Origin of the sequence: Tranquillimonas alkanivorans, from assembly GCF_900115595.1 — a bacterium.
In the GTDB taxonomy this organism is placed as follows: Bacteria; Pseudomonadota; Alphaproteobacteria; order Rhodobacterales; family Rhodobacteraceae; genus Tranquillimonas; species Tranquillimonas alkanivorans.
Window position 1 is genome coordinate 52,516 of sequence record NZ_FOXA01000010.1, and the last position, 21,613, is coordinate 74,128.

The 21,613-nt window shown below is 67.4% G+C and carries 22 protein-coding genes; 6 read left to right on the forward strand and 16 right to left on the reverse strand.

Annotation, left to right across the window (positions count from 1 at the left end; all coding sequences use genetic code 11):
• Positions 1–31: 31 nt before the first annotated feature.
• The 5 genes from BM162_RS12955 to BM162_RS12975 form a co-directional block, all read right to left on the reverse strand.
• The gene (locus BM162_RS12955; protein ID WP_093422631.1) at positions 32–790 is read right to left on the reverse strand and encodes a hypothetical protein; all 759 of its coding nucleotides are present in this window, start codon (positions 788–790) and stop codon (positions 32–34) included.
• A 217-nt stretch (positions 791–1,007) separates the two neighbouring features.
• Positions 1,008–2,003 carry a flagellar motor protein MotB gene (locus tag BM162_RS12960; protein WP_093422633.1) on the reverse strand — a complete coding sequence of 332 codons (996 nt, stop codon included), beginning with the start codon at positions 2,001–2,003 and terminating at the stop codon, positions 1,008–1,010.
• Between the two features lie 63 nt (positions 2,004–2,066).
• Entirely contained in the window at positions 2,067–2,510 is a 444-nt protein-coding gene (locus BM162_RS12965; RefSeq protein ID WP_093422636.1) for a Ros/MucR family transcriptional regulator, read from the reverse strand.
• 128 nt (positions 2,511–2,638) lie between these two features.
• Positions 2,639–2,962, reverse strand: coding sequence for a MucR family transcriptional regulator (locus BM162_RS12970; RefSeq protein WP_093422639.1), 324 nt, complete (start codon positions 2,960–2,962; stop codon positions 2,639–2,641).
• Between the two features lie 143 nt (positions 2,963–3,105).
• Positions 3,106–4,185, reverse strand: coding sequence for a hypothetical protein (locus BM162_RS12975; protein ID WP_143096158.1), 1,080 nt, complete (start codon positions 4,183–4,185; stop codon positions 3,106–3,108).
• A gap of 105 nt (positions 4,186–4,290) precedes the next feature.
• On the opposite strand from BM162_RS12975, the gene motA reads away from it, so the two are divergent.
• Genes motA through BM162_RS12990 form a run of 3 tightly spaced genes read left to right on the forward strand, consistent with a single transcriptional unit; the run spans position 4,291 to position 5,806 of the window.
• Positions 4,291–5,157: a flagellar motor stator protein MotA gene (gene motA / locus BM162_RS12980; protein ID WP_093422644.1), complete on the forward strand. Its 867-nt coding sequence runs from the start codon at positions 4,291–4,293 to the stop codon at positions 5,155–5,157.
• Positions 5,154–5,390, forward strand: a complete 237-nt coding sequence (locus tag BM162_RS12985) for a hypothetical protein (RefSeq protein ID WP_093422646.1) — start codon at positions 5,154–5,156, stop codon at positions 5,388–5,390. The genes motA and BM162_RS12985 overlap by 4 nt, the downstream gene beginning before the upstream one ends.
• Positions 5,387–5,806, forward strand: coding sequence for a flagellar FliJ family protein (locus tag BM162_RS12990; RefSeq protein WP_093422648.1), 420 nt, complete (start codon positions 5,387–5,389; stop codon positions 5,804–5,806). The genes BM162_RS12985 and BM162_RS12990 overlap by 4 nt, the downstream gene beginning before the upstream one ends.
• Here the strand turns inward: BM162_RS12990 and BM162_RS12995 are convergent.
• The 4 genes from BM162_RS12995 to BM162_RS13010 all read right to left on the reverse strand — a co-directional run bounded on the left by BM162_RS12995 (position 5,803) and on the right by BM162_RS13010 (position 9,655).
• Positions 5,803–6,381, reverse strand: a complete 579-nt coding sequence (locus tag BM162_RS12995) for a TadE/TadG family type IV pilus assembly protein (protein WP_177215152.1) — start codon at positions 6,379–6,381, stop codon at positions 5,803–5,805. The genes BM162_RS12990 and BM162_RS12995 overlap by 4 nt on opposite strands.
• Complete coding sequence (locus tag BM162_RS13000; RefSeq protein WP_093422653.1) at positions 6,381–6,896, reverse strand: TadE/TadG family type IV pilus assembly protein; 516 nt, start codon at positions 6,894–6,896, stop codon at positions 6,381–6,383. Before BM162_RS13000 ends, BM162_RS12995 begins: the two co-directional genes overlap by 1 nt.
• The gene (locus tag BM162_RS13005) at positions 6,893–8,608 is read right to left on the reverse strand and encodes a TadE/TadG family type IV pilus assembly protein (RefSeq protein ID WP_177215153.1); all 1,716 of its coding nucleotides are present in this window, start codon (positions 8,606–8,608) and stop codon (positions 6,893–6,895) included. The genes BM162_RS13000 and BM162_RS13005 overlap by 4 nt, the downstream gene beginning before the upstream one ends.
• Before the next feature lie 141 nt (positions 8,609–8,749).
• Positions 8,750–9,655, reverse strand: a complete 906-nt coding sequence (locus tag BM162_RS13010) for a LysR family transcriptional regulator (RefSeq protein WP_093422659.1) — start codon at positions 9,653–9,655, stop codon at positions 8,750–8,752.
• Positions 9,656–9,751: 96 nt separating this feature from the next.
• On the opposite strand from BM162_RS13010, the gene BM162_RS13015 reads away from it, so the two are divergent.
• On the forward strand, positions 9,752–10,951 hold the full coding sequence (locus tag BM162_RS13015; protein WP_093422661.1) for an MFS transporter: 1,200 nt from the start codon (positions 9,752–9,754) through the stop codon (positions 10,949–10,951).
• Here the strand turns inward: BM162_RS13015 and BM162_RS13020 are convergent, their stop codons facing one another.
• On the reverse strand, positions 10,952–12,070 hold the full coding sequence (locus tag BM162_RS13020) for a THUMP domain-containing class I SAM-dependent RNA methyltransferase (protein ID WP_093422664.1): 1,119 nt from the start codon (positions 12,068–12,070) through the stop codon (positions 10,952–10,954).
• A 61-nt stretch (positions 12,071–12,131) separates the two neighbouring features.
• Positions 12,132–12,785 (reverse strand): helix-turn-helix transcriptional regulator, encoded by a 654-nt coding sequence (locus BM162_RS13025; RefSeq protein ID WP_245759263.1) that lies wholly within the window; start codon positions 12,783–12,785, stop codon positions 12,132–12,134.
• A 43-nt stretch (positions 12,786–12,828) separates the two neighbouring features.
• On the opposite strand from BM162_RS13025, the gene BM162_RS13030 reads away from it, so the two are divergent.
• Positions 12,829–13,368 carry an autoinducer binding domain-containing protein gene (locus BM162_RS13030; RefSeq protein ID WP_093422668.1) on the forward strand — a complete coding sequence of 180 codons (540 nt, stop codon included), beginning with the start codon at positions 12,829–12,831 and terminating at the stop codon, positions 13,366–13,368.
• Positions 13,369–13,497: 129 nt separating this feature from the next.
• Here the strand turns inward: BM162_RS13030 and BM162_RS13035 are convergent, their stop codons facing one another.
• The 5 genes from BM162_RS13035 to BM162_RS13055 are packed head-to-tail and all read right to left on the reverse strand — an operon-like array spanning position 13,498 to position 20,964.
• Positions 13,498–14,682, reverse strand: a complete 1,185-nt coding sequence (locus tag BM162_RS13035; RefSeq protein WP_093422670.1) for an amino acid aminotransferase — start codon at positions 14,680–14,682, stop codon at positions 13,498–13,500.
• A 10-nt stretch (positions 14,683–14,692) separates the two neighbouring features.
• Positions 14,693–15,487, reverse strand: coding sequence for an ABC transporter ATP-binding protein (locus BM162_RS13040; RefSeq protein WP_093422673.1), 795 nt, complete (start codon positions 15,485–15,487; stop codon positions 14,693–14,695).
• Positions 15,484–16,431, reverse strand: coding sequence for an ABC transporter permease (locus BM162_RS13045; RefSeq protein ID WP_093422675.1), 948 nt, complete (start codon positions 16,429–16,431; stop codon positions 15,484–15,486). The genes BM162_RS13040 and BM162_RS13045 overlap by 4 nt, the downstream gene beginning before the upstream one ends.
• Before the next feature lie 55 nt (positions 16,432–16,486).
• Positions 16,487–17,446, reverse strand: a complete 960-nt coding sequence (locus tag BM162_RS13050; protein WP_093422678.1) for an ABC transporter substrate-binding protein — start codon at positions 17,444–17,446, stop codon at positions 16,487–16,489.
• Positions 17,447–17,499: 53 nt separating this feature from the next.
• Positions 17,500–20,964, reverse strand: a complete 3,465-nt coding sequence (locus tag BM162_RS13055) for an indolepyruvate ferredoxin oxidoreductase family protein (protein WP_093422680.1) — start codon at positions 20,962–20,964, stop codon at positions 17,500–17,502.
• A 141-nt stretch (positions 20,965–21,105) separates the two neighbouring features.
• Here BM162_RS13055 and BM162_RS13060 point away from each other — a divergent pair, with 141 nt between their 5' ends.
• Positions 21,106–21,579 carry an Lrp/AsnC family transcriptional regulator gene (locus BM162_RS13060; RefSeq protein ID WP_245759264.1) on the forward strand — a complete coding sequence of 158 codons (474 nt, stop codon included), beginning with the start codon at positions 21,106–21,108 and terminating at the stop codon, positions 21,577–21,579.
• Positions 21,580–21,613 lie beyond the last annotated feature (34 nt).

Here is a 21,613-nt window from a genome sequence, read left to right on the forward strand (position 1 = left end):
ACGGCGAAGGGAAACTTGATCCGAAGTGTTGTCAAACGTCCGCGTTCTGGCGGCGCGCCTGCGCCGCGCATTCGGCGCGCACGGCGGCCTCGACCAAGCCCAGCCATTCCGGGAAGGTTCGCGTGCCCCCCGGGAAAAGCATCAGGTCGGCCGGCACCCGCGCCGGATCGGGTGCGCTGAAACCGGCATCCGAGGCGGATAGGAATCCGCGCAGCTTCGGGCATCCCAGGAAGTCGGGCGTGAGGAACAGGCCGCTCATCTCGGTCCGGCTGGACCGTGCGCCGGTCCAGTAGGCGCCAAGAGAGGCGGCGAGACCGGCGCGGAACGGGTTCGGCACGAGGCCCAGAAGCTGCAGCCCCGACCCCGCCGCCATCCTGTGATACGAGCACGCCATCACGTACAGCGCGTCGGACTCGCTTTCGAGCGGGAACAGGCCGCGCCGGACGATCATCGTCAGCACCTCGCCCACGAGCGCGCCGAGGTGATAGGATAGATCATCCCGATCCACGGGGGCCGTCAGAAGATCGGCCTCTTCCACCACGACCAGCGAACCGTAGGGAACGTCGAGGTCCAGCTCTTCGGCCAGCACGTCGCCCAAGGGCAGCGCCGGCATCAGCTCGGTCTCGTCAAGCAGGATCAGCGCCCGGTCGACGCCGCGCCCCGCAGCCAGACGGATGGTCCGGACCGGCAGCAACGCCCGCATCAGCCGCCCGGCTTGACGCGCACCGTCGCCTTGCGCTGGCCACAGCTCGCCGCGCCAGATCGCCTGTAGAAGTTCGCTGTCGCGCATGTAGCTCATCCCCTGGTCGCCAGCAGCTTGGCTCCCGCAACCACTATAACTAGCTACAATACTCTGTGAAAAGACTTGATTAATGAATTTCCTCTAAATGCCCGAAGCTTCGTCGGATCTTACATCGACATCTAGTGCCCGAAGATTCCGGAAGCGATTCTTTTCTCGGCAGAATTTCGCCTCGCATCCCCGCTCAACGGCGGAACGTCGCGATCGCTTATTCTGCCTCTTGCGCAGGGATTTCCTGCTCCATGTACTCCAGAAGCACGCTGATCCGGCGGTTTTCCGGCGCTTCGGGATCGTCGGCGTTCAGCGGCTGCGTCGCCGCGAGACCCGAGACACGGCTGATGCGCGACGGCGCGACACCCGCATCCAGGAGCACCCGCCGGGTCGCGTTCGCCCTGTCCGCCGACAACTCCCAATTGCCATAGCCGGTCTGGCGCGCGAAGGGCACGGCGTCGGTGTGGCCCGAGATCACGATCGCGTTCGGCAAGTCGGCAACCGCTTCCCCCACGATGCGCAACAGGCCTCGCGTGCCATCTCCGACGCGGGCGCTGCCTCGTTCAAACATCGACCGCCCCTCGTGGTCGACGACCTGTACCAGCAGCCCCTCGGGCGTGCGCTGCATCAGCAGGTTCTCGGTGAAGTCGGCGAGCCCCGGCGTCTCCGTCACAGCTTTCTCGATCCGCTCTTCCAGCGCCTCGAACGTTCGCTGCTGTTCGGCCTTCTGCTCGTCCTCGCCGTCCGGCACGACGTCGCGCCGCTCTGCGGCCGCCTTCTCCGCACCCGGCGTGGCCTCGCCCGGCTTCACGCCGTCGGGGACGGTTTCGTACTCGACGACGACGTTCGGCTCCTGGTCGCGCAGGCGGCTGTCGAACACGGCGAGCGGGTTCTCCTGCCCGAAGCTGGGAAGCTGCACCTCGCTCTGCGGACCCTCCGTCCCGCTCATCGTGCCCTCGGGGCCGAGGACGGTGCCCTCAAGCAGACCCTGCCCCCGACCGCCAGCCTCGGAAAGGCTCGGCGTAAAGTAGTCGGCGAGGCCGCGCAGCTTCTCCTCGTCCGAGGCCGCGAGGATCCACAGAAGCAGGAAGAACGCCATCATCGCGGTCATGAAATCGGCATATGCCACCTTCCACCCGCCGCCGTGATGCGCGTCGTGCGCGTCGTCCTCGACACGCTTGATGATGATCTGCTCGTTCTTCTTGCCTGCCACTCACGCCTCCGCCTTCTGTGCGGGCGGTCGCCGTCATACGCGGGCGCACCCGCGCCGGCGTCTTCAGGAGACGCCTTCGCCCTGCGTCGCCCCGTCCCGCGGTGCACGCTCGTATTTGCCGAAGCCCGCACGCTTGGCATAGCTCGCCTTCTGCCGGCTGTAATTCGGCGCGACCAGCGGCATATCCTCGGGCAAGCCGAAAAGCTGGCGGTACTCCGCCTCGGTCAGCCCGTGCTCGGCACCCAGGTGCCGCTTAAGCATCTTGAAGCCTTTCCCGCAGCACAGGCAGAACACCTTGTCCTCGGTCACCGCCTTCTCGGGCGCGATGGCCGGGGCGGGACGCGCCCGTGGGTCGGCCGGCGCCTCTCCGGCCTCGGCGGACCCTTCGGCGAAGTGGTGCTTCAGCCGCGCAGCCAGCGCCACGATGTCGTCCGCCGTCACGTCCTGGCGCCCGGCATAGGCGGCGACAATCGTCGCGACCGCGTCGTTGGGATCAGCTTTCGCCATGGGGAACCTCGCGCCAGATCAAGAACCGGGACATGTTCAAACCCGGAGTATTTTGCCGGCGTCCCGCGTTGTCAAACTTGTCCAAGCACTTCTTGCGAAGTGTTGCCGACAAGTGAGCAATGTCCAGATCAATCCTTGGTTCCCTCGCCCGGAACGACCTGCCCCCGGCGCTGCCGATAGGCGGCGGCCACCATAGGGTATTCTGGCGGCAGACCCCATTTCGCGCGATACTCCTCGGGCGTCATTCGCAGCCGCTCCTGCAAGTGGCGGCGAAGCAGGACGAGCCGTGTGCCGGTTTCGAGACAGACAAGGAAGCTGCGGTGCACGCTTTCCTCGATCGGGACGGCGGGGACAGGCGGCGCCTCGGTCTTTCGGCGACCCAGCCATGCGCGGAGCCGCCCCGGAAACAGCGGGCGGAGCGACCCTGTCTGCGGCGAAGCGCGGCGCACCATCTTTCCTGCCCTTTTCTCACCATTCCGTGAACCTCGGCAAGCTCTACAGCAGGAAGGGTTAAAATAACTTCAACGAATCTTTCCGAAGCATGAACAATCGACGGGCGAGCCCTGCACGCGCCGGATGACGCTGCGTCCGTCGGTCAGCGCAGCCGGCCTTGACCGTTGCTCTGCTCAAGCAGGGACGACAGCACGAGATCCTGCGCCGCGCCCGGCTGCACCTGCCGCGCGACCTGCGGGGCGCGCTCACTGATCACATCGTGACGTGCCACCCACTCGCCGCCCGCCAGCCCAAGCGCCGCCAGCGCGACCGCGGCAAGTCGGAACGGCGTGACGATCTTGCGCCGGCGCTGCGAACGCAGGACGGTCCGCGCCTCGGGCTCCGACGTCTCGACTGCGCGCGTGGGCGTGACGAAGACGGCCTGCGGCGTCACGGTGACATTGGCCGCGCGCGGCCTGCGGGCGAACTGCATGATCAGCGCCTGCGGAAACAGCTCGGCCGGCACGTCCAGCACAGCCGGGCCGCCCGCCTGCCACGCCGCGCCCAGCGCGTCGCGCGGCAGCACGAAGCGGGCGAAATCCTCGCGGAAGGCGACGTCGTGCACGAGCGTCGGCACCCTGTCCTCGTCCGCCAGCGCGGGCTCAAGCGTCACGCGCACACGTCCACCGTGTAGCGACAGCCGTCCCGGGACGAAGTCGCATTCCGGCCGTGTGTCCCTGTCCGCGCGCACGTAGCCCGGCGGCAAATGGCCCAGCCCGCCGGAGCCGGCTGCCGCCGGACCGCCCCCCGTGGATACGCCCGAGATCGACGGCGCCTCCCACTCCGCGCCCTCGCGCCGGTCGGCCAGCCGCGTCAGGTCCGTCGGATCGAGCCCCTCCTCGCGGGCGAAGTTGAAGTTGATGGCGTAGTCCGAGGCGATCTCGCTCAACCGATCGGTCTCGGCCACCAACGTCAGAAGCTGCCGTTCTTCCGAGAACAGGATGCGGCGCGTCGGATATCCCTCAACCTCGGGCGCGACCGCAAAGGCGCCGAGCGGCCGCTGAAGAACCTCGCCTACCCGCTCAAGGATGCGATCGCTTTCGTCCTCGTGGAACACGACCAGTTCGCAGGTGCCGGAATCGTCCAGGCACAGCGCGAGGCTCATCCGCGCCGGCCAGTCGCGCAGGACGTCGCGAAGCTCATGCTCCTCCAGGAAGTAGGCGAAGCAGTCTGTCGCCGACATCGCACAATGCGCCTTGTTCATGAACTATGGTCGCCGTCACTCTTGTTTGTGCTTGATCAATTGTCAATTATGCATGCCGAAACGCCCGGCATTCCGGATATATTTATGACACTGATCCTCGGCATCGTACTCGTCTTCGGCCTGGTCTTCGGCGGCTTCATCCTGTCGGGCGGGAAGATGGATATCGTCCTGCACGCGCTTCCCTTCGAAGGGATGATGATCGGCGGCGGCGCCATCGGCGCTTTCGTGATCGCCAACTCCTTCTCGGTCCTGAAAAGCTCGGGGAAGGGCATCGGGAAGGTGATGAAGGGGCCCAGGTGGAAGGCGCAGGACTACTCGGACCTGCTGAACCTGATGTACGAGCTCACGCGGCTCTACAAGCAAAAGGGCATCCTGGCGCTCGACGAGCATATCGAGAAGCCGTCCGAAAGCGATATCTTTAAACGCTATCCCCGCATCGTCGCCGATCACTTCGCCACCGAGCTGATCACCGACAGCTTCCGGATGCTGTCGATGAGCTTCGACGACAAGTACGCCACCGAGGACGTGATCAACCGCAAGATCAAGAAGCACCACCACGAGGCAGTGGCCTCGGCCGGCGCGATCCAGACGATGGCGGACGGCCTGCCGGCCATCGGCATCGTCGCGGCGGTGCTGGGGGTCATCAAGACCATGTCCTCGATTGACCAGCCGCCCGAGGTGTTGGGCGGCATGATCGGCGGCGCGCTGGTGGGCACCTTCCTGGGCGTGTTCCTGGCCTATTGCATCGTCCAGCCCATCGCGGGCCGGCTGAAGCAGATCGAGGACGAGGACGGCGCGTTCTACCTCATCATCCGCGACGTCTTCGTGGCGATGGTTGCCAACCACCCGCCGAACATCTGCATCGAGATCGGGCGCGGCAACATCCCGACCGACAAGCAGCCCGACTTCTACCAGGTCGAGGCCGCCCAGCGCGAACTGGCGGCGGCATGATCCGACCCGCGGCCACGGCGCTCGTCCTGCTGCTGTGCATGGCGCTGCCCGTGGTCGCGGCGACGCCTGCGCCTGACCCCGAGGCGAAAGAAGAGGACGGTGGCACGATCCGTGTCACGCCCCCGCCCCTTCGCAACCCGCTGCCCGAGGATATTCTGAAACGGATGCGTGCGGCACTGGTGAAGCTGGAAAACGCCGCCGACGAGGAACAGGCGCTTGAGGCGGCGGAGTGAGCGAGTCGCGCCGCATCCGGGCGCTGGATGTGCTTGAACGGCTCAGGCGGCACGAGATGGAGGTCGAGGCCCGCGAACTGGGTCTGCTGCGCGGCCGCATCGCCGAGCAAGCGCGCCACCGCGACACGCTGAAGGCACGGCTGGTGGACGAAACCCACGGACTGACGCTGGAGGGCGCGCCGTACCTCGCCGACTTCCTGCGCTCCATGCGGGCCGAGATCGCGGCGGCCGAGCAGGAGATCGCGAAGCTCGAGCAAGAGGCAGAGCGGTACGAGGATGCAGTGCGCGAACGCTATGCCGAGCTGCACAGCGTGAGCGCGGTGCTGTCGTCCACCCGCGCGCGGGCGGCCCGCGACCGGGACCGGCGCGAGGCGCAGCGGATGGAGGAACAGGTGCTGCTGCGCTGGGACCGCTAGGAGCCCACGCAGTTTTCCCAGCACGGCGCGCGGGCAAAGCGCGGGCGCGTGTTCATCAGGTTGTCGAAGGTCAGCGCCGCCAATCCGAATGCGAAGGCCGGTTCGTAATCGACCTCGGTTTCGACCAGGATCAGGTCTTCGCCTTGAACCAGGGTGGGAATACGGACGCTGTAGGGCGGCTGGTCAAGATCGCCGTCGGTCAGAGTCGGAGTACTCCCCGTGCTGTGCGACCAGCGGACGCGCAGATCGCGCCTTTCGTCCGTTTCGCAGTCTGCGTCGCAGGACACGACGGTGACCCGAAGCCGGGTGTTCGCGTTTGAGCCGTTGAGGAAGTTCAGAACGCCGTGCACACCATCGAGGTAGTCCTGGTCGATCACGTTCGTCTCGCGGGACAGCATGTCCGCCACGGTATAGGCGGCCTTCGTGGCGACGCTGCGCATGCGGAACGCGTCCATGTAGACGTAGAGCGCGCCGACCGCCCAAAGCAGCAACGGCAGCATCAGGACGAACTCGACCGTCTGGCTGCCTTCTTCACGCTTCGTGAAGCGGCGTATGACCTGCAGCGCACGGCGCATCATTGCGGCTCCGTCACGAAGGCGGCGTTGGCCTGGATGCCGTATTCGCCCTGCCCGTTCTTGGGCAGGCGATAGGCCAGGCCCGTCGTCGGGAAGATCGGGTCGAACAGCGCGCAGATGCGGATGAGCATGAGTTCGTTCTCCTGCCCCGGCACGAAGACGTTGGCGGGCTTCACTTCGGCGCTGCGATCGACGCATTTGGCGTCGCCCGCGATATTCGCCCAGTCGGAGGCCGGCACCGGCTGCATCTCGATGCGCAGCGACGACTGGCACTCAGGGATGATCAGGGCGCGGTCGCAGATGCGGTCGCGGATGCTTTCGTAGGACGGAGCGTTGCCGGTGCTCAGCCGCAGGTCCCGCACGGTGAGGTCGGTGGCACGTTGAAGCATCACGTCGCGCACGCCCAGCAGCCCCAGCTCGAAGGCCAGCATGAACAGCGCCATGAGGACGGGGAACAGGATGACAAACTCGACCGTCGAGGAGCCGCTGGTCTCGGTGAGGAAACGGCGCGTCATTGGGTCAACCGCAACTGGTTGATCCGCGCGGCGATGGCCGAGAACGCGTCGGCGATGTCCAGCCCGTCAACGTCGAAGAAGTGCGACGCGCTGCTCGCGCACCTCTGCATCTCGTCCTCGCCCGCCGCCGACGTCTCGTAGGCGATGGTGAAGACGGTCACGCCGTGCGCCTTGCTCAGATCGCATGCCTCAAAGAAGCTGGCCACGTTCTCGTCCGCCTCGCTGATCCGGTCGCGCTTGTGTCCGGGCTGCGCGGCCAGCTCCCTGGTCCAGTTGATCTGGGCCCAAGGGTCGGTCGGGCGGTACTGTTCGGTGATCTCGCCGTCGGTCATCAGGACGATGTACTTCGCCGTCTCCTCGTCTTCCCAAGCGTGCGGTCGGTCGCTGAAGACCTGCGGCACCAGCCCGTTCTCGGCCAGATGCTCGAAGGCGCCGCGCGTCTCGGGATCGAGCAGCGCCAGCGCGTACTTCATGGCGTAATGTGTGCCGGTGCCGTCGTGCATTCGAATCCCGTCGATGAAGTCGTGCAACTCCGCCTCGTCCTGCCGGGCGTACTGGATTGCGGTGTCGTCTTCGGGGCACCAGCCCCAGTCCATGACGGACGCCGCAATGTCCCAGTACATGAAGTGCGGCACCTGATCGTAGCTGCCGTCGTTCGGCATGCCGGGGTAGTCGAAGTCGCCCTCGCCCAGCTCAATGCACGAGCTGTCGATGATCAGCTCTTCTCCGCCCTCGTCGGCGTCGAACTTCACATAGGAAAGCTCCGCCCTTTGATAGTAGGGCAGCCTGCCATTGTTGTCCGTGGGCGTCGTGTACGCAGGCGTGTCCGCGACGTGGTAGTATCGTGTCGTCTGATTTCCGCCCTTGATCGAGGCGCCTATCACCTCCGCGTCCGCAAAGCGCCTGTCCTGCTGCCCGATGTACTCGACCATCGAGCCGAAGAAGTCGTCCAGATCGTTGCTCACATGCTGCGCCGTGCCGCCGTCAGGAAACCCGTCGATCTTGGCCGCGGCATCAATGCGGCCGTCGCCACTCTCGTCGAAGTATACGATCACATTCGAGATGTCCTGGCCCCACTCGGGGAAGTAATCCGTCTTGATCTTCGGCCGCTCGCCACCGAGGTAGTCGAACATCAGCGGCCCCGGATTGGTTTGGCCGGCATACGGGATGACGTTGATTGAAACCCGGTCATCCACCGACTGGTCCAGCACGGACGACACGAAGTTCTTAGCCGCGTCCTTCATATAGTCGATGCGGCCGTTCCACCGCATCGAGCCCGAGATATCCAGAACAAGCGAAATCTCGACATGCGGCACCTCTTCGCGCGCCTGGCCGCCCGCCGAAACCGCGAGCGTATCCATCCCGATCATGTGCAGGAAGAAGGTCGGCGTCTCAGTCAGGACGCGCGCGCTGACCGTCCGACCGGCAAGATGCTCATTCACCTCGACCGCAACGTTATCCTCCGCGAACCCCTCCCGCGCGAGAAAGTCAAAGACGACCTCCTCGGCCGGACGCACCTGGTCGAGGTCCGCGGCGGCAAGCAGCGCCCGGTCGAGCGTGGCCTGCATATGCACCCGCCGGTCCTCGAGCCGCATGAAGTCCACCGTCATGCCGCCCGCGAGGATCATCATCACGAAGATGAAGAGGCAGAAGATCATGGTCGCGCCGGACTCGTCGCGCCCGAAGCGCCGCAGGCGGCGTTTCGTCCCCATTCTAGTATCGTGCTTCGCCAAATCTCTCTCCGGCACTCGCGACTCGTCGTCCCGCCAGTCTTTGACCATGGAAATGGTCCGACTTTCAGGCGGCAATTTGCTTCATCCGCGGCACCTTTCGCCGCGCTTTCGCCGCGTTTCTCAGGGGCCGTCGCCGCGCCCGTGGGCGGCAAGGTCGTCGACCAGAAGGTCGAGGAAGGCGCGCAGACGAGCGGTGACCGACTGCGGCGAGGGGTAGACGAACACAATCTGCCGGCTCATCCCTACCCAGTCCCGAAGCAGCCGGACCAAGCGCCCGGCCGCGATCTCTTCTCGGGCGACGAACTCGGGCAGCATGGTGACGCCGCCGCCCGCCACCGCGGCGTCGCGGCAACTGAGGGACGAACCGAAGGTCATGGCGCCGGTCACCGCGACCTCGCGCGTCTCACCTGCGCGCGAAAAGGTCCACCTGTTGCGGCGCGGGCCCAGCGTGATCGCCTCGACCGCACTCAGATCCTCGGGCTCCCGCACCGTCGACACGCCCTCCAGGCCCGGCGCGGCCACGGGAACGAACTGGCCCGTGACCAGCGTGCGCACCACGAGATCGCTGTCGGAGAGGGGACCGTAGGTGATCGCGCCGTCGAACCCCTCTTCAAGCAGGTCGGGCAGGCGATCCAAGTACACGAACTCGAGCGTGAGGTCGGGATAGAGCGCGCGGCACCTCGGGCCGACACGGCCCATGAAGTGCACGCCGAAGAAGCTGGGCACCGCAATGCGCAGATGCCCCGCCGGCTCTGTGTTCGACAGACCGATGTCGCGGCGGATGTCCTCGGCCTCGTGCAGCAGCCGGTCGGCGCGCTGCGCCAGCAGGTCGCCCTCGGGCGTCACGCGCATCTGGCGCGTCGTCCGCTCGATCAGCCGCACCTCCAGCGTCCGCTCAAGATCGCGCACCCGCTTCGAGACCGTCGATTTGGGAAGCCGCATGGCCCGCGCCGCCCCCGCGAAACTGCCGGTGCGAACGACGCTGCGGAACACCCGGAGCGCGGCAAGGTACATCTCATTGTCCATGATCCTGCACGATCCATGCAAGTTGCGCGGCCTTGTCCACGACCTTGTGCGAAACCATAACCAGCAGCAAGACCCTCCCACCACTGGATACCGTTCATGCAGCCGGACAGAGCTCCCTCCGCCTATGTCACCGTCGCCGTGCTCGCCGCGTCGAGCCTGACGGTGATGGCAAACGCCACCATCTCCCCCGGCCTGCCGGGGCTCGAGGCGCACTTCGCCGAGGTGCCCGGCATCCGCACGCTCGCCGGGCTGGTTGTCACCCTGCCCTCGCTCTTCGTGATCCTGGCGGCCTCGCTGGTCGGGTGGCTCGCCGACCGGCTAAACCGCCGCCGCATGCTGGCGGTGTCGATGGTCGTCTATGCGCTCGGCGGCGTGTCCGGTCTGTTCCTGTCGTCGATCGAAGGGATCCTCGTGGGCCGCGCGGTTCTGGGGCTCGGGGTGGCCGGCACAATGACGCTGGCCATCACGCTGGCGGGCGACCTGTGGCAGGGCCCGGCACGTCAGCGCTTCATCGGACTGCAATCAAGCGCCATGGCGGCGGGCGGTGTCGTGTTCATCACGCTCGGCGGCGTTCTTGCCGGGCTCGGGTGGCGGATGCCCTTCCTCGTCTACCTCGCCGCGATCCCGATCGCCGTCATGGTGCAGCATGCGCTGAGGTCGGTCGATACGCGCCCCGGCAACGCGAACGCGGCCGGAGACGCTCCTGCGCCGCACCAGCCCTTCCCGTGGCGGGCGGTGGCGCCGGCCTATGCCGCCGCCTTCTTTTTCATGGTGTCGTTCTACCTGATCCCGACCCGCCTGCCATTCCTGCTGGCCGACATGGGGATCGGCTCCCCGAACGCCGCCGCCGCCGCGATGGCGAGCGCGACGCTCGTCTCGATTCCCGGCGCGATGCTCTATGGCAGGCTCCGTCGTGTGCTGTCGGGCGCGCAGGTCTTCGCGCTTGGTTTCGGACTGATGGGCACCGGGCTGGCTGTCGTGTCCCTTGCGAGCGGGCTGGCGGGCGTGCTGCCCGGAACGATGATCGCCGGGGCGGGAATGGGCGCGATGATGCCGAACTTCAGCACCTACATGATGAGCCGCGTTCCCGCCGCCCACCGCGGACGCGCCTCGGGCATGCTGACGACCTCGATCTTCTCGGGGCAGTTCGTCTCGCCCTTCCTCTCCGCCCCGCTCGCCGCATGGCTGGGGCTGTCGGGCGGCTTCCTCGCCTTCGGCGCAGCGCTTGTCACCATCGCCGCGGGCATCGCGCTGGCCTCGCCGCGCGGCCCGTCGCCCCACACGGTCGAGAGCTGATCATCCCAGCGGGCCGGTGCGGAAAAGCGTCACCTTCAGCCCGCCATGCGGTACCGGCGGCTCGGGCGGCAGGAACGGCAGCTTCGTCGCCTTCGCCAGCCCCGGATCGTTCGTGACGATGCCGACCCGCCAGCCCCGGAACCGGGTGCGCAACGTCTCGCCCAGCGCGCCGTAAAGCGCGAACAGGAGCTTCCGGTTGCCGATCCGCCCACCGTAGGGCGGGTTGACCATCACCAGTCCCGGCGGTCCCTCGGGCGGCTTGAGATCGCTGACCGCCTGCTGGCGAAACTCCGTCCACGCCGCCACGCCCGCCCGCTCGGCGTTCGCCTGCGAGGAGCGGACGGCGCCCGCGTCTCGGTCGGAGCCGAAGAAGCGCGCCGCCGGCGGCTCCGTTTCATCCGAGGCCTGCCGCGCCTGCGCCCAGGCCTCGGCGTCGAAGCTCGCCAATCGCTCGAAGGCAAAGGAACGTGATCGGCCGGGGGCGAGCCCGGCCGCGATCTCGGCCGCCTCGAGAACGAAGGTACCCGAGCCGCACATGGGGTCGACCACTGGCTCGCGCCCGTCGAACCCGCAGCGGCGCAGGAACAGGGCGGCGAGCGTTTCGCGCAGGGGCGCCTTGCCGACCGCCTCCTTGTGGCCGCGCCGGTGCAGCGGTTCGCCCGAGGTGTCGAGGCTGATGGTGCACAAGTCGTCCTCGATGCGCGCCGTCAGCCGCAGCTCGCCTGTCACTGACACAGGCGCACCCAGCTCCTCGCGGATCGCGCGCTCGATGCGCTGCGCCGCTGCGCCGGCGTGGTAGATGCGGGACCTGCGGCAGGTCGCCTCCACCCGCACCGGCACGTCCTGACGCAGGAACTCGGCCCAAGGCACCCGGCGCGCCCGCTTGTCGAGTTGCGCCAGGTGCATCGCCCGGAACGAAGCCACCCGCGCCAGCACCCGCCCGGCGCCGCGCAGTTCAAGGTTCGCCCGCCAGACCTCGGGCCAGCCGCCCTGCACGAGCACACCGCCCGGCACGGCGTTCGGAGCGGAAAAGCCCTTCTCGGTGGCTTCGGCCCTCAACTCCTCCTCCAGCCCCGGTGTGGCGGCAAGGAATATCTCGAAGGGATCACCTGTTTCCATACGCCCCGAATAACGCAAGACGTGAGGGGCGGCGACGGGAAAACACTGCAAGCGAAGCGCGTCAGATCAGGCCGTACTCGCGCGCGAGCGACACGGCCTGAAGACCGGTCCGCGCATCCAGCTTGCCGCGTGCGCTCTTGATGCGTTGCTTGATGGCGCTTTCGCTCAAATCCAGCGCATACGCGATCTGCTTGATCCGCAAGCCCTGCATTGACAGGCGCAGCACCTCGACCTCGCCCTCGGTCAGGCTTGCCGGCGCGGCCTTGGCGGCATGAAGGGCCACGACATGCGCCGCCAGCCGCTCGATTTCACCATCGCTGAACTCGCGGTCTCGGCGCACGAAGATACCGTAGGACCGCTCTCCGTCCGCGTTGGCGTCGAAGCAGCTTGCGGCAGCGCCGAAGCGCAGGCCGAAGGCGCGCGCCTCTACAAGGATGCCCGCCGGGTCCTCAAGGCCGATCTCGCTCCACCGCACAGCGCCAATATTGGCATAGAGCCAGCGCATCACGGGGTCCTGCAGCATCATGCGCGCGCTGGTGTAGCGTTCGACCCACGGCTCGGGCAGATTGTTGATCTCTTCCCGGGGGAAGGCAAATCCGACGCGAAGAGCAAGGTAGTGGCCGCCGGGTGCAATCGTTTGCAGCTCGTCGGGATCAAGACCGCCGCTTCCCAGCGGCGTAGCCGCGGCCGATGAGGATCGAAGGTGCGCTCTCAACGTGTTGTCTTGCCGTCGATTTCCTGCTGCATAAATTGTTGCCATGGAACAGGCACCGTCGCAAGCGGCGCCCCGCCTCGACAGTGAAGGTTATTCGGTGAAGAAGCTCGAAGCGCGTGTGAAGGCTTGCCTGGCAGAGATGAATTCGCTCGCGACCGCCGGATACGCCCTCGGCTTCCATGTGCGCTATTCGACGCCGCGTCTCTTGCTGCGCACCTACGACGCGCGCTGGACCGAGGTCTATTCCCGCGAAGGTCTCGTGATGCAGGACCCCGTCGTCGCCTGGAGCTTCGCCAACACCACTCCGTGCCGCTGGTCCGATCTGCCGTGTGACGCGGCCGGCGAACACGTCTTGCACCGCGCCAGCCGCTTCGGCCTGTGTCATGGCGTGGCGAGTGGATACGAGGCAGGCGGCAGCCGCTCCGTCTGCGGCTTCGCCCGCTCGGACCGCGAGTTCACCATTAGCGAGATCGCTCGCTTGATGTCCTCTTTCAAGGACCTTCACGAAATCACGAACTTGGAGGGCGGCGCGCCTGAGGGGATGCAGGCGCTGCTGGTACGTTGCGCGGGGAAGACATCATAGAGGGAAGCGGCGCCTGTCCGGGCCGGTCGTTGGATCGTGGCGACCCGATAAAGCCCCCTCAGAGAAGAACGAAGGCCCCTTCCAACAGCGAATCCGAGGGAGCGGGCATCGACCCGCTCCCCTTTGGGATCAGGCGGCGGACCGCGTCGGCAGGCACGCCGCCCCGAGATGCTCCGCCACCTGCCACAGGGTTTCCTGGCGCAGGCCGCCGATGTTGATGCGGCCGTTGCCGGGCATGTAAATGCCGTGCCGCGTGCGCAGCGCCTCGACCCCGTCGGGGTTGATCGGCAGCAGCGCGAACATGCCCCGCCCGGTGCCCGCTGGCTCCAGCGCGGGGTGCGAGGCGGCAAGCGCCTTGCGCAGATCGGCGAGGCGGACGCGCATTGTCTCCAGTTCCTCCCGCCAGGTGCGGGCGAGGTCCGGGTCGTTGAGGATCTCGGCCACCAGCGCCGCGCCGTGATCAGGCGGCATGGAGTACATGCCCCGCGCCTCCCGCGCGACGGCGGCGGCCGCGTTGGCGGCGCCGTCTCCCTCGGACAGGACAAAGACGCCCCCGGTCCTCTCGCGGTACAGGCCGAAGTTCTTCGAGCACGACACCGTCACCAGCATCTCGGGCACGCGGCCCGCCAGGTACCGCAGTCCGGCGGCGTCGGCGTCCAGACCGTCGCCGAGCCCCTGGTACGCCTGGTCGATCAGCGGCACGAGGCAGCGGCGATTGAGGAACGCGGCCAGCGCGGCCCAGTCCTCGCCAGTGAGATCCTGCCCGGTCGGGTTGTGACAGGCGCCCTGAAGGACCACCACGTCCCCCGGCCGAGCGTCGCGCAGCTCATCGAGGATGGCCGCCACGTCCGGCCGCGCCCCCGGCGCGGGAGCATAGGCGATGCGCTCGATCGACAGACCGGCGGCGGCGAAGATCGGCGGGTGGTTGGGCCATGTCGGCTCCAGCAGCCAGACGCGGGCGGCCGGATCGGCGATCCGGACGACCTCGGCCGCCATGCGCAGCGCGGCTGTGCCGCCGGGCGTCTGGAGCGCGCCCATCCGTTCTGGCGAGGGGCGCGCTACGCCGAAGGTTAGATCCGCCATCGCGTCGAGGAACGCGGCGTTGCCCGCGGGACCAAGGTAGGCCTTGGTCTCCTGCGTCTCGGCCAGCCGGTGTTCGGCGGCTTTCACCGCCCGCATCACCGGAGTGCGGCCCTCGGCGTCGCGGTAGACACCGACGCCGAGGTCGACCTTGTCAGCCCGCCGATCCGCGGCATGAGCGGCGATCAGCGCCAGCAGCGGATCGGGCTGACCGGGTTTGAGAGCTTCGAACATCCCGGTCCCCCTATGCCAGCAGCAGGCTGTCGTCGGTCAAATCGTCGCCCTGCGTCTTCGAGAACAGCGCCACGAAGTCCGCCGGGGTCATCCCCTCGCGCTCGCCCCCCTGAATGTCGATAAGCTTGCGACCGCCGTGCATCATTACGGTACGCGTGCCGCAAGACAGGGCGTCGCCCATCGAGTGGGTGACCATCATTGCGGTCAGCCCGAATTCGGCGATCAGGTCGCGGGTCAGGTTGATCACGAAATCCGCCATCTTGGGGTCGAGCGCCGCCGTGTGCTCGTCGAGCAGCAGGATCCGACTGGGCGCGAAGGTCGCCATCAGCAGGCTCAGCGCCTGCCGCTGCCCCCCGGAAAGGAGGCCGATGCGGTCGCCAAGCCGATCCTCAAGCCCCATGCCCAACACCTTAAGGCGCTCACGGAACTGCTGGCGACGCTCCTCGGTCAGCGCGCGGGACAAGCCGCGCGCGTTGCCGCGCATCATGGCCAGCGCGAGGTTCTCCTCGATCGACAGCGGTCCGCAGACGCCGACGTTGGGGTCCTGGAACACGCGCGCCACGTCGTCGGCGCGTTTCTGGACCGGCAGCGCCGTCACGTCGCGCCCGTCGATCATGACGCTGCCCGATGTCACGGGAGTCTCGCCGGCCAGCACGCCAAGCAGCGTGGACTTGCCGGCGCCGTTCGAGCCGATGACGGTCACGAACTCGCCTTCAGGGATGTCGAGTGACACGCCGCGCAGAGCGCGCTTCTCGAGCGCGGTGCCGGGATTGAAGGTGACGACGATGTTGCTGAGCGAAATCATTTGGCGGGCACCTTCTTCTGGAGCGACAGGCGGGGCCGCGGGGCCTTGAAGCCGCTCTTGCGCATTTTCGGCGCAACGAGCGCGAGCGCGACGATGACGGCGGTGACGAGGTTGAGGTCTGACGCCTGCAGGCCGAGCGAGCTGGTATTGAGCGCGAACGCCATCGCGATGCGGTAGAGGATCGAGCCCATGATGCAGGCCACGATCAGCACCCAGATCTTGCGGCTGCCCACCAGCGTCTCACCCAGGATCACGGCGGCCAGGCCCACGACGATCGTGCCCACGCCGGCGTTCACGTCGGCGAAGCCGTTGAGCTGGGTGAAGATGGCGCCCGCCATCGCCACGAGCCCGTTCGAAACCGCCAGACCGACATACGTGCACAGCGCCGACGAGCCGCCGTTGGCCAGCACGAAGCGCGAGTTCTGGCCGGTGGCGCGCATGGCGAGGCCGAAGTCGGACGCCAGCAGCCGGATAATCAGCCACGCCGCGACGGCGACAACCGCCAGAACCAGCAGCACGCGCGCGAAGTCCTGCCCCACGTCCATCGCGGCGAAGGCCGGCGCGGTCTGCGAGATGATCGTTTCCTCCCCCAGCACCGGCAGGTTCGGGCGACCCATGATCCGGATGTTGATCGAGTAGGCGGCGATCATGGTCAGGATAGACGCGAGCAGGTTCAGGATGTTGAACCGGATGGCTAGGAATGCGGTGATCAGGCCAGCGCAGGCACCGGCGAGGAACGCGGCGACCAGCCCCACCCAGGGCGCCATGGCCCCGATGCCGCCGCTCACGATCAGCGTTGCGGCCACGGCCGAGCCCAGCGGCAGGCTGCCGTCCACGGTCAGGTCCGGGAAGTCGAGCACCCGGAAGGTCAGGAAGACGGCGATGCCGACCAGGCCGTAGATCAGGCCGAGCTCGAGCGCGCCGAGGAATGCGAATACTGTCATGGGGTCTCCTCCCAGAGGCGGTGGCCGGGCCGCCCTGCGGCCCGGCCGACAGGTGTCACTCGATTACTTCGGTCGCGCGGTCGCGCACCGACTGCGGGATCTCGAGCCCGATCTTCTCGGCGGCACCGAGGTTCAGCACGAGGTCCGAGCCGCTCGCCACGGTGGCGGGCATGTCGGCGGGGTTCGCGCCTTCGAGGATCTGCACGACGTAGTCCGCCGTCTGCTCTCCGATCTGCGCGTAGTCGAAGCCCAGTCCGACCGTCGCGCCCTCGGGCACGTAGGTGTTCGCGCCCGCAAAGACGGGGACGCCCGCGCTTTCGCCCACAGCGACGATGGTCTTGATGGCGCTGGCGACGTTGTTGTCCGTCGGCGCGTAGATGAAGTCGACTTCGCCGGCGATCGAGCGAGTGGCGGTCATCATGTCGGCCGAGGTCACGGCGGCGGCCTCGACAATCTCGAGGTCACGGCCTTCGGCCTCGCTGCGCAGCATCTCGAGCAACGCGGCGGCGTTGGACTCGCCCGGCGAGTAGACCACGCCGACGCGCGTCGCGTTCGGCTTGATCTCCTTCATCAGGTCGAGGTGCTGGCCGACCGGCGACATGTCCGACAGCCCGGTGACGTTACCGCCCGGCGCCTCCATCTTGTCCACCAGCTTGGCGCTGACGGGGTCGGTCACGGCGGTGAAGACCACCGGAAGCTCGGACGTGGCCGAAGCCAGAGCCTGCGCCGACGGCGTCGAGATGCCAACCAGCACGTCCGGGGCGTCGCCCACGAACTTGCGCGCGATCTGTGAGGCGACCGCCGGGTTGCCCTGCGCAGTCTGGTAGGTGAACTCGAGGTTCTCGCCGACGGTGTAGCCGGCTTCTTCCAGCCCGCGCAGCAGGCCTTCGCGGGTGGCGTCGAGCGCCGGGTGCTCGACGATTTGGCTGACGGCGACGGTCTTCACGTCATCCTGCGCGAACACGGGCGCAGAGACGCCGGCCGCGAGCGCGGCGGCAAGGTACAGGGGTTTCATCCGGATTCCTCCCTAGGGTCTTGGATGTTTGGGTTTTGTGGCGCGGCCGCCGCTCAGGCGGCCTTACGCTCGGGGGTCGCGGTCTCGTACTCGACGAGCGCCGCTTCCATCTCGGGCCGGACGCGCGCCGCGGCCTCTTCCTTCACCGGGCCGAAGCCGCGGATCTCGTCGATCATGCCGGCGATGCGGACCGCGTCCTGCAGGTTGTCGTGTCGCAGGTTCGTGGTCAGCCGGTCGAGCAGGCGCTCGTACTCTCCGATCATTTCGCGCTCCATCCGGCGTTCGGCGGTGCGGCCGAACGGGTCGAAGGCGGTACCGCGCAGGCGCTTCATCCGGGCGAGCAGGGACATCGGTTTGCGCACCCATCCGCCGAAGCGGCGCTTGCGCGGCCGGCCGCGCCGGTCGGTGCCCGACGGCAGAAGCGGCGGGGCGAGGTGGTGTTCGACAGTGAAGTTGCCTTCGAACTTCTCGGACAGTCCCGCGATGAAGCCGGTCTCGGTGTGAAGCCGCGCAACCTCGTACTCGTCCTTGTAGCTCATGACCTTGAACAGGCCCTTCGCCGCGGCCTCGGCCAGCGACCCGGAGCCGCCCGCAGCCTCCTCGGCGCGTCGCACGGCGTCGACGTGAGAGCGGTAGCGTTCGGCCCAGGCCTCGTCCTGGTATTCGGCCAGGAAAGCGGCCCGCCGCTCGATCACGGCGTCGAGGTCCGCGTCCATGTCGGGCTTCGGCGCGATCAGCTCAGCCACCTCCTCGGGGGCGATAATCGCCAGACGGCCCCAGGCGAAGGCACGCTTGTTCTTCTCTACCGCCACGCCGTTCAGCTCGAGCGCGCGCAGCAGCGCCGGTTCGCTGACCGGGGCGAGGCCCATCTGCCACGCTGCGCCCATGAGCATGACGTTGGCGAACACGCTGTCGCCCATCAGCACCTCGGCCGCGCGGTTGGCGTCGAAGGCACGCAGGTTGTTCTCGCCGATCGTCTTCGCGATGCGGCGACGGCGCTCCTCGGACCGAAGGTCGGCCGAACGGTTGCGCGTGAAGTCGCCCGTGGGCATCTGCGCGAGGTTCAGCGCCATCCGCGTGCGGCCCTCGGCATAGGTGGCCGACGCCTTGGGTGAGGAGCTGACGACGAGGTCGCAGGCAATGACTGCGTCGGCCTCGGTCGCCTCGATCCGCACCTGGTTCAGCGCCTCGGGCTTGGGCGCAAAGCGCAGGTAGCTGAGCACCGGCCCGAACTTCTGAGCGAAGCCCATGAAGTCGAGCACGCTCGCGCCCTTGCCCTCCAGATGCGCGGCCATCGCCAGAACCTGGCCGACGGTCACCACGCCGGTTCCGCCAACGCCGGTCACCAGCAGGTCGTAGGGCTCGCGCAGCTTCGGCATTTCGGGCGCGACGAGCCGCTCGGCCAGCCGGTCGAAAGCGTCGTCTGCTCTGCCCGCGGCCTTCTTCTTCAGCGTCGCGCCGCGGACGGTCACGAAACTGGGGCAGAAGCCGTTGAGGCAGGACATGTCCTTGTTGCAGGTGTTCTGGTTGATCTGCCGCTTGCGGCCGAACACCGTCTCCTTCGGCTCCACCGACAGGCAATTCGACTCGACCGAGCAGTCGCCGCAGCCCTCGCACACGAGGTCGTTGATGACGGCGAAAGTCTTGGGGTCCTCCATCAGCCCGCGCTTGCGGCGGCGGCGCTTCTCGGTCGCGCACATCTGCTCATAGATCAGCACGGTTACGCCCGGCACCTCGCGCAGTTCGCGCTGGATGCGGTCGAGCTCGTCGCGATGGTCGATGGTGGTTCCGGCCGGGAAGTCTTCGCGATCGAACTTCTCGGGCGCATCCGACACCAGCGCGATGCGCCCCGCGCCCTCGGCCTTCATCTCGTGCGCGATGGCCTGCACCGAAACGGGTCCATCCACCGGCTGTCCGCCGGTCATTGCGACGGCGTCGTTGTAGAGGATCTTGAACGTGATGTTCGTCCCGGCGGCCACCGCCTGCCGGATCGCCATCGAGCCCGAGTGGTAGTAGGTGCCTTCGCCCAGGTTCTGGAAGATGTGCTTCTTGCCGTTGAACAGCGACCGGCTGACCCAGTTCACGCCTTCGCCGCCCATCTGGATCAGCGACGTCGTGTCGCGGTCCATCCAGCTCGCCATGAAATGGCAGCCGATGCCGGCCATCGCCTGGCTGCCCTCGGGCACGCGGGTCGAGGTCGAGTGCGGGCAGCCCGAGCAGAAATAGGGCGTGCGCGTCGCGCCCGGTACGGCGATCTGCGGCACGTTCTGGCCCAGCCGGGCGGCGCGGGCCGACAGGTCCAGCCCCTCGATCTGCGCGTCGAGCCGCTTGGCCACGATCTTCGCCAGTTCGGTCGCCGTAAGTTCGCCCGTCCACGGGATCAACCGCTCACCGTGCTCGTCGCGCTTGCCGACCATGCGGCCGGGTTTGCGACCCGGGTAGTCGTAGAAATATTCCTTGAGCTGGCTTTCGATGATGCCGCGCTTTTCCTCGACGACCAGCAGCTCGTCCTTATCCTCGGCAAAGGCCAGCGCCGCGTGATGCTCGAGCGGCCAGACCATGCCGACCTTGTAGACGTCGAGCCCGATTTCCTTTGCCCGCGCCTGATCGATGCCCAGAAGCCGCAGCGCCTCCATCAGGTCGAGATGCCCCTTGCCGGTCGTCACGATGCCGTAGCGGGCGTCGTGCCCCCAGATCGCGCCGTCGAGGGGGTTGGCGCGGGCGAAGGCGCGGACGGCCTCCTTCTTCGCCTCCATCCGGGTCTCGATCTGCGGACCGGGGAGGTCGGGCCAGCGATAGTGCAAGCCGCCCTCCGGCGCGGTGAAGTCCGGCGTCACGAACTCGCGCGGCGGCAGAAGCTCGACCGACATGCCGGATTCGACGGTTTCCGAGATCGCCTTGAAGCCGACCCACATCCCGGAAAACCGCGACAGCGCATAGCCGTACTCGGCGTAGGGCAGGAACTCGGCCACGTTGGCCGGGTTCAGGACCGGCATGAACCACGACAGGAAGGCCGCGTCCGACTGGTGCGGCATCGAGGAGGAGACGCAGCCGTGATCGTCGCCGGCCACGACCAACACGCCGCCGTGCGGGGACGAGCCGTAGGCGTTGCCGTGCTTGAGCGCGTCACCCGAGCGGTCGACGCCGGGGCCCTTGCCGTACCACATGCCGAAGACGCCTTCGACGGTGCGGTCCGGGTCGGTCTCGACCTGCTGGGAGCCGAGGACGGCGGTGGCCGCAAGATCCTCGTTCACCGCCGGCAGGAACTCGATCTTGTGCTCGGCGATCAGCTTGGCAACCCGCGTCAGCTCCTGGTCGACGCCGCCCAGCGGCGACCCGCGATAGCCCGAGACGTAGCCCGCGGTGTTCAGCCCGGCCGCGCGGTCGCGGCGTCTCTGGTCCAGCAGCACGCGGACGAGCGCCTGCGTGCCGGTCAGAAAAACCCTGCCTTCGCGGTGCGTGTAGCGGTCCGCCAGCTCATAGCTGTCGATCGCCGATACGGCGTCCTGATCGCTCATCGATTTCCTCCCATTCGCACCAGTGATCTTCCCCGATTACTGCGAAATGGGTTGTCTTTCGGGACCCTGTGACGGCCCCGTGACGGAGAGGCCTTTCAGGAATACGCTGATCGGCGGAAAGTCCTTTCCGGGGAGGAGGACGTGACGAATACCGTGCACCAGCTGACGGACGCCGACCGCGCGATTCTGCGCGCGCTCCAGGCGGACGGCCGCATCACCAACCAGCAACTGGCCGAGCGGGTGAACATGTCGGCCTCGGCCTGCTGGCGGCGGGTGCAGGCGCTCGAGAAAGCGGGCGTGATCGCCGGCTACACCGCCCGGATCGACCCGGCGCGGCTGGGTTTGGGCTTCGCCGCCATCGCGCACGTCTCGCTCAACAGCCATGAAGGTTCGGTCGTGCGCGCCTTCGTCGACGCGGTAACGGCGCGGCGCGAGGTGACGCAATGCTACGCCACGACCGGCGACGCCGATTACGTTCTGCACGTGGTGACCGAGGACCTGCAGACCTATGACCGCTTCATGAGCGACTTCCTGTTCCGCCAGCCCCATGTCGGCCACGTAAAGACGTTTGTCGTCGTGCGTGACCTCAAGCCGTCGGTATCGTTGCCGGTCTGAGGGGCGGCTGATCAGGCGCAGGTTACCTCCGAGC

Excerpts from the sequence above, each read along its gene's own strand:
- BM162_RS13030 (WP_093422668.1), top strand. The coding sequence starts at position 12,829 with ATGGAACAGGCACCGTCGCAAGCGGCGCCCCGCCTCGACAGTGAAGGT.
- BM162_RS12975 (WP_143096158.1), bottom strand. The coding sequence starts at position 4,185 with ATGTCGGCGACAGACTGCTTCGCCTACTTCCTGGAGGAGCATGAGCTT.
- BM162_RS13040 (WP_093422673.1), bottom strand. The coding sequence starts at position 15,487 with ATGATTTCGCTCAGCAACATCGTCGTCACCTTCAATCCCGGCACCGCG.
- BM162_RS12955 (WP_093422631.1), bottom strand. The coding sequence starts at position 790 with ATGCGCGACAGCGAACTTCTACAGGCGATCTGGCGCGGCGAGCTGTGG.
- motA (WP_093422644.1), top strand. The coding sequence starts at position 4,291 with ATGACACTGATCCTCGGCATCGTACTCGTCTTCGGCCTGGTCTTCGGC.
- BM162_RS12965 (WP_093422636.1), bottom strand. The coding sequence starts at position 2,510 with ATGGCGAAAGCTGATCCCAACGACGCGGTCGCGACGATTGTCGCCGCC.
- BM162_RS13015 (WP_093422661.1), top strand. The coding sequence starts at position 9,752 with ATGCAGCCGGACAGAGCTCCCTCCGCCTATGTCACCGTCGCCGTGCTC.
- BM162_RS13020 (WP_093422664.1), bottom strand. The coding sequence starts at position 12,070 with ATGGAAACAGGTGATCCCTTCGAGATATTCCTTGCCGCCACACCGGGG.
- BM162_RS12970 (WP_093422639.1), bottom strand. The coding sequence starts at position 2,962 with ATGGTGCGCCGCGCTTCGCCGCAGACAGGGTCGCTCCGCCCGCTGTTT.
- BM162_RS13055 (WP_093422680.1), bottom strand. The coding sequence starts at position 20,964 with ATGAGCGATCAGGACGCCGTATCGGCGATCGACAGCTATGAGCTGGCG.
- BM162_RS12995 (WP_177215152.1), bottom strand. The coding sequence starts at position 6,381 with ATGCGCCGTGCGCTGCAGGTCATACGCCGCTTCACGAAGCGTGAAGAA.
- BM162_RS13045 (WP_093422675.1), bottom strand. The coding sequence starts at position 16,431 with ATGACAGTATTCGCATTCCTCGGCGCGCTCGAGCTCGGCCTGATCTAC.
- BM162_RS13010 (WP_093422659.1), bottom strand. The coding sequence starts at position 9,655 with ATGGACAATGAGATGTACCTTGCCGCGCTCCGGGTGTTCCGCAGCGTC.
- BM162_RS13000 (WP_093422653.1), bottom strand. The coding sequence starts at position 6,896 with ATGACGCGCCGTTTCCTCACCGAGACCAGCGGCTCCTCGACGGTCGAG.
- BM162_RS13035 (WP_093422670.1), bottom strand. The coding sequence starts at position 14,682 with ATGTTCGAAGCTCTCAAACCCGGTCAGCCCGATCCGCTGCTGGCGCTG.
- BM162_RS13050 (WP_093422678.1), bottom strand. The coding sequence starts at position 17,446 with ATGAAACCCCTGTACCTTGCCGCCGCGCTCGCGGCCGGCGTCTCTGCG.
- BM162_RS13005 (WP_177215153.1), bottom strand. The coding sequence starts at position 8,608 with ATGGGGACGAAACGCCGCCTGCGGCGCTTCGGGCGCGACGAGTCCGGC.
- BM162_RS12985 (WP_093422646.1), top strand. The coding sequence starts at position 5,154 with ATGATCCGACCCGCGGCCACGGCGCTCGTCCTGCTGCTGTGCATGGCG.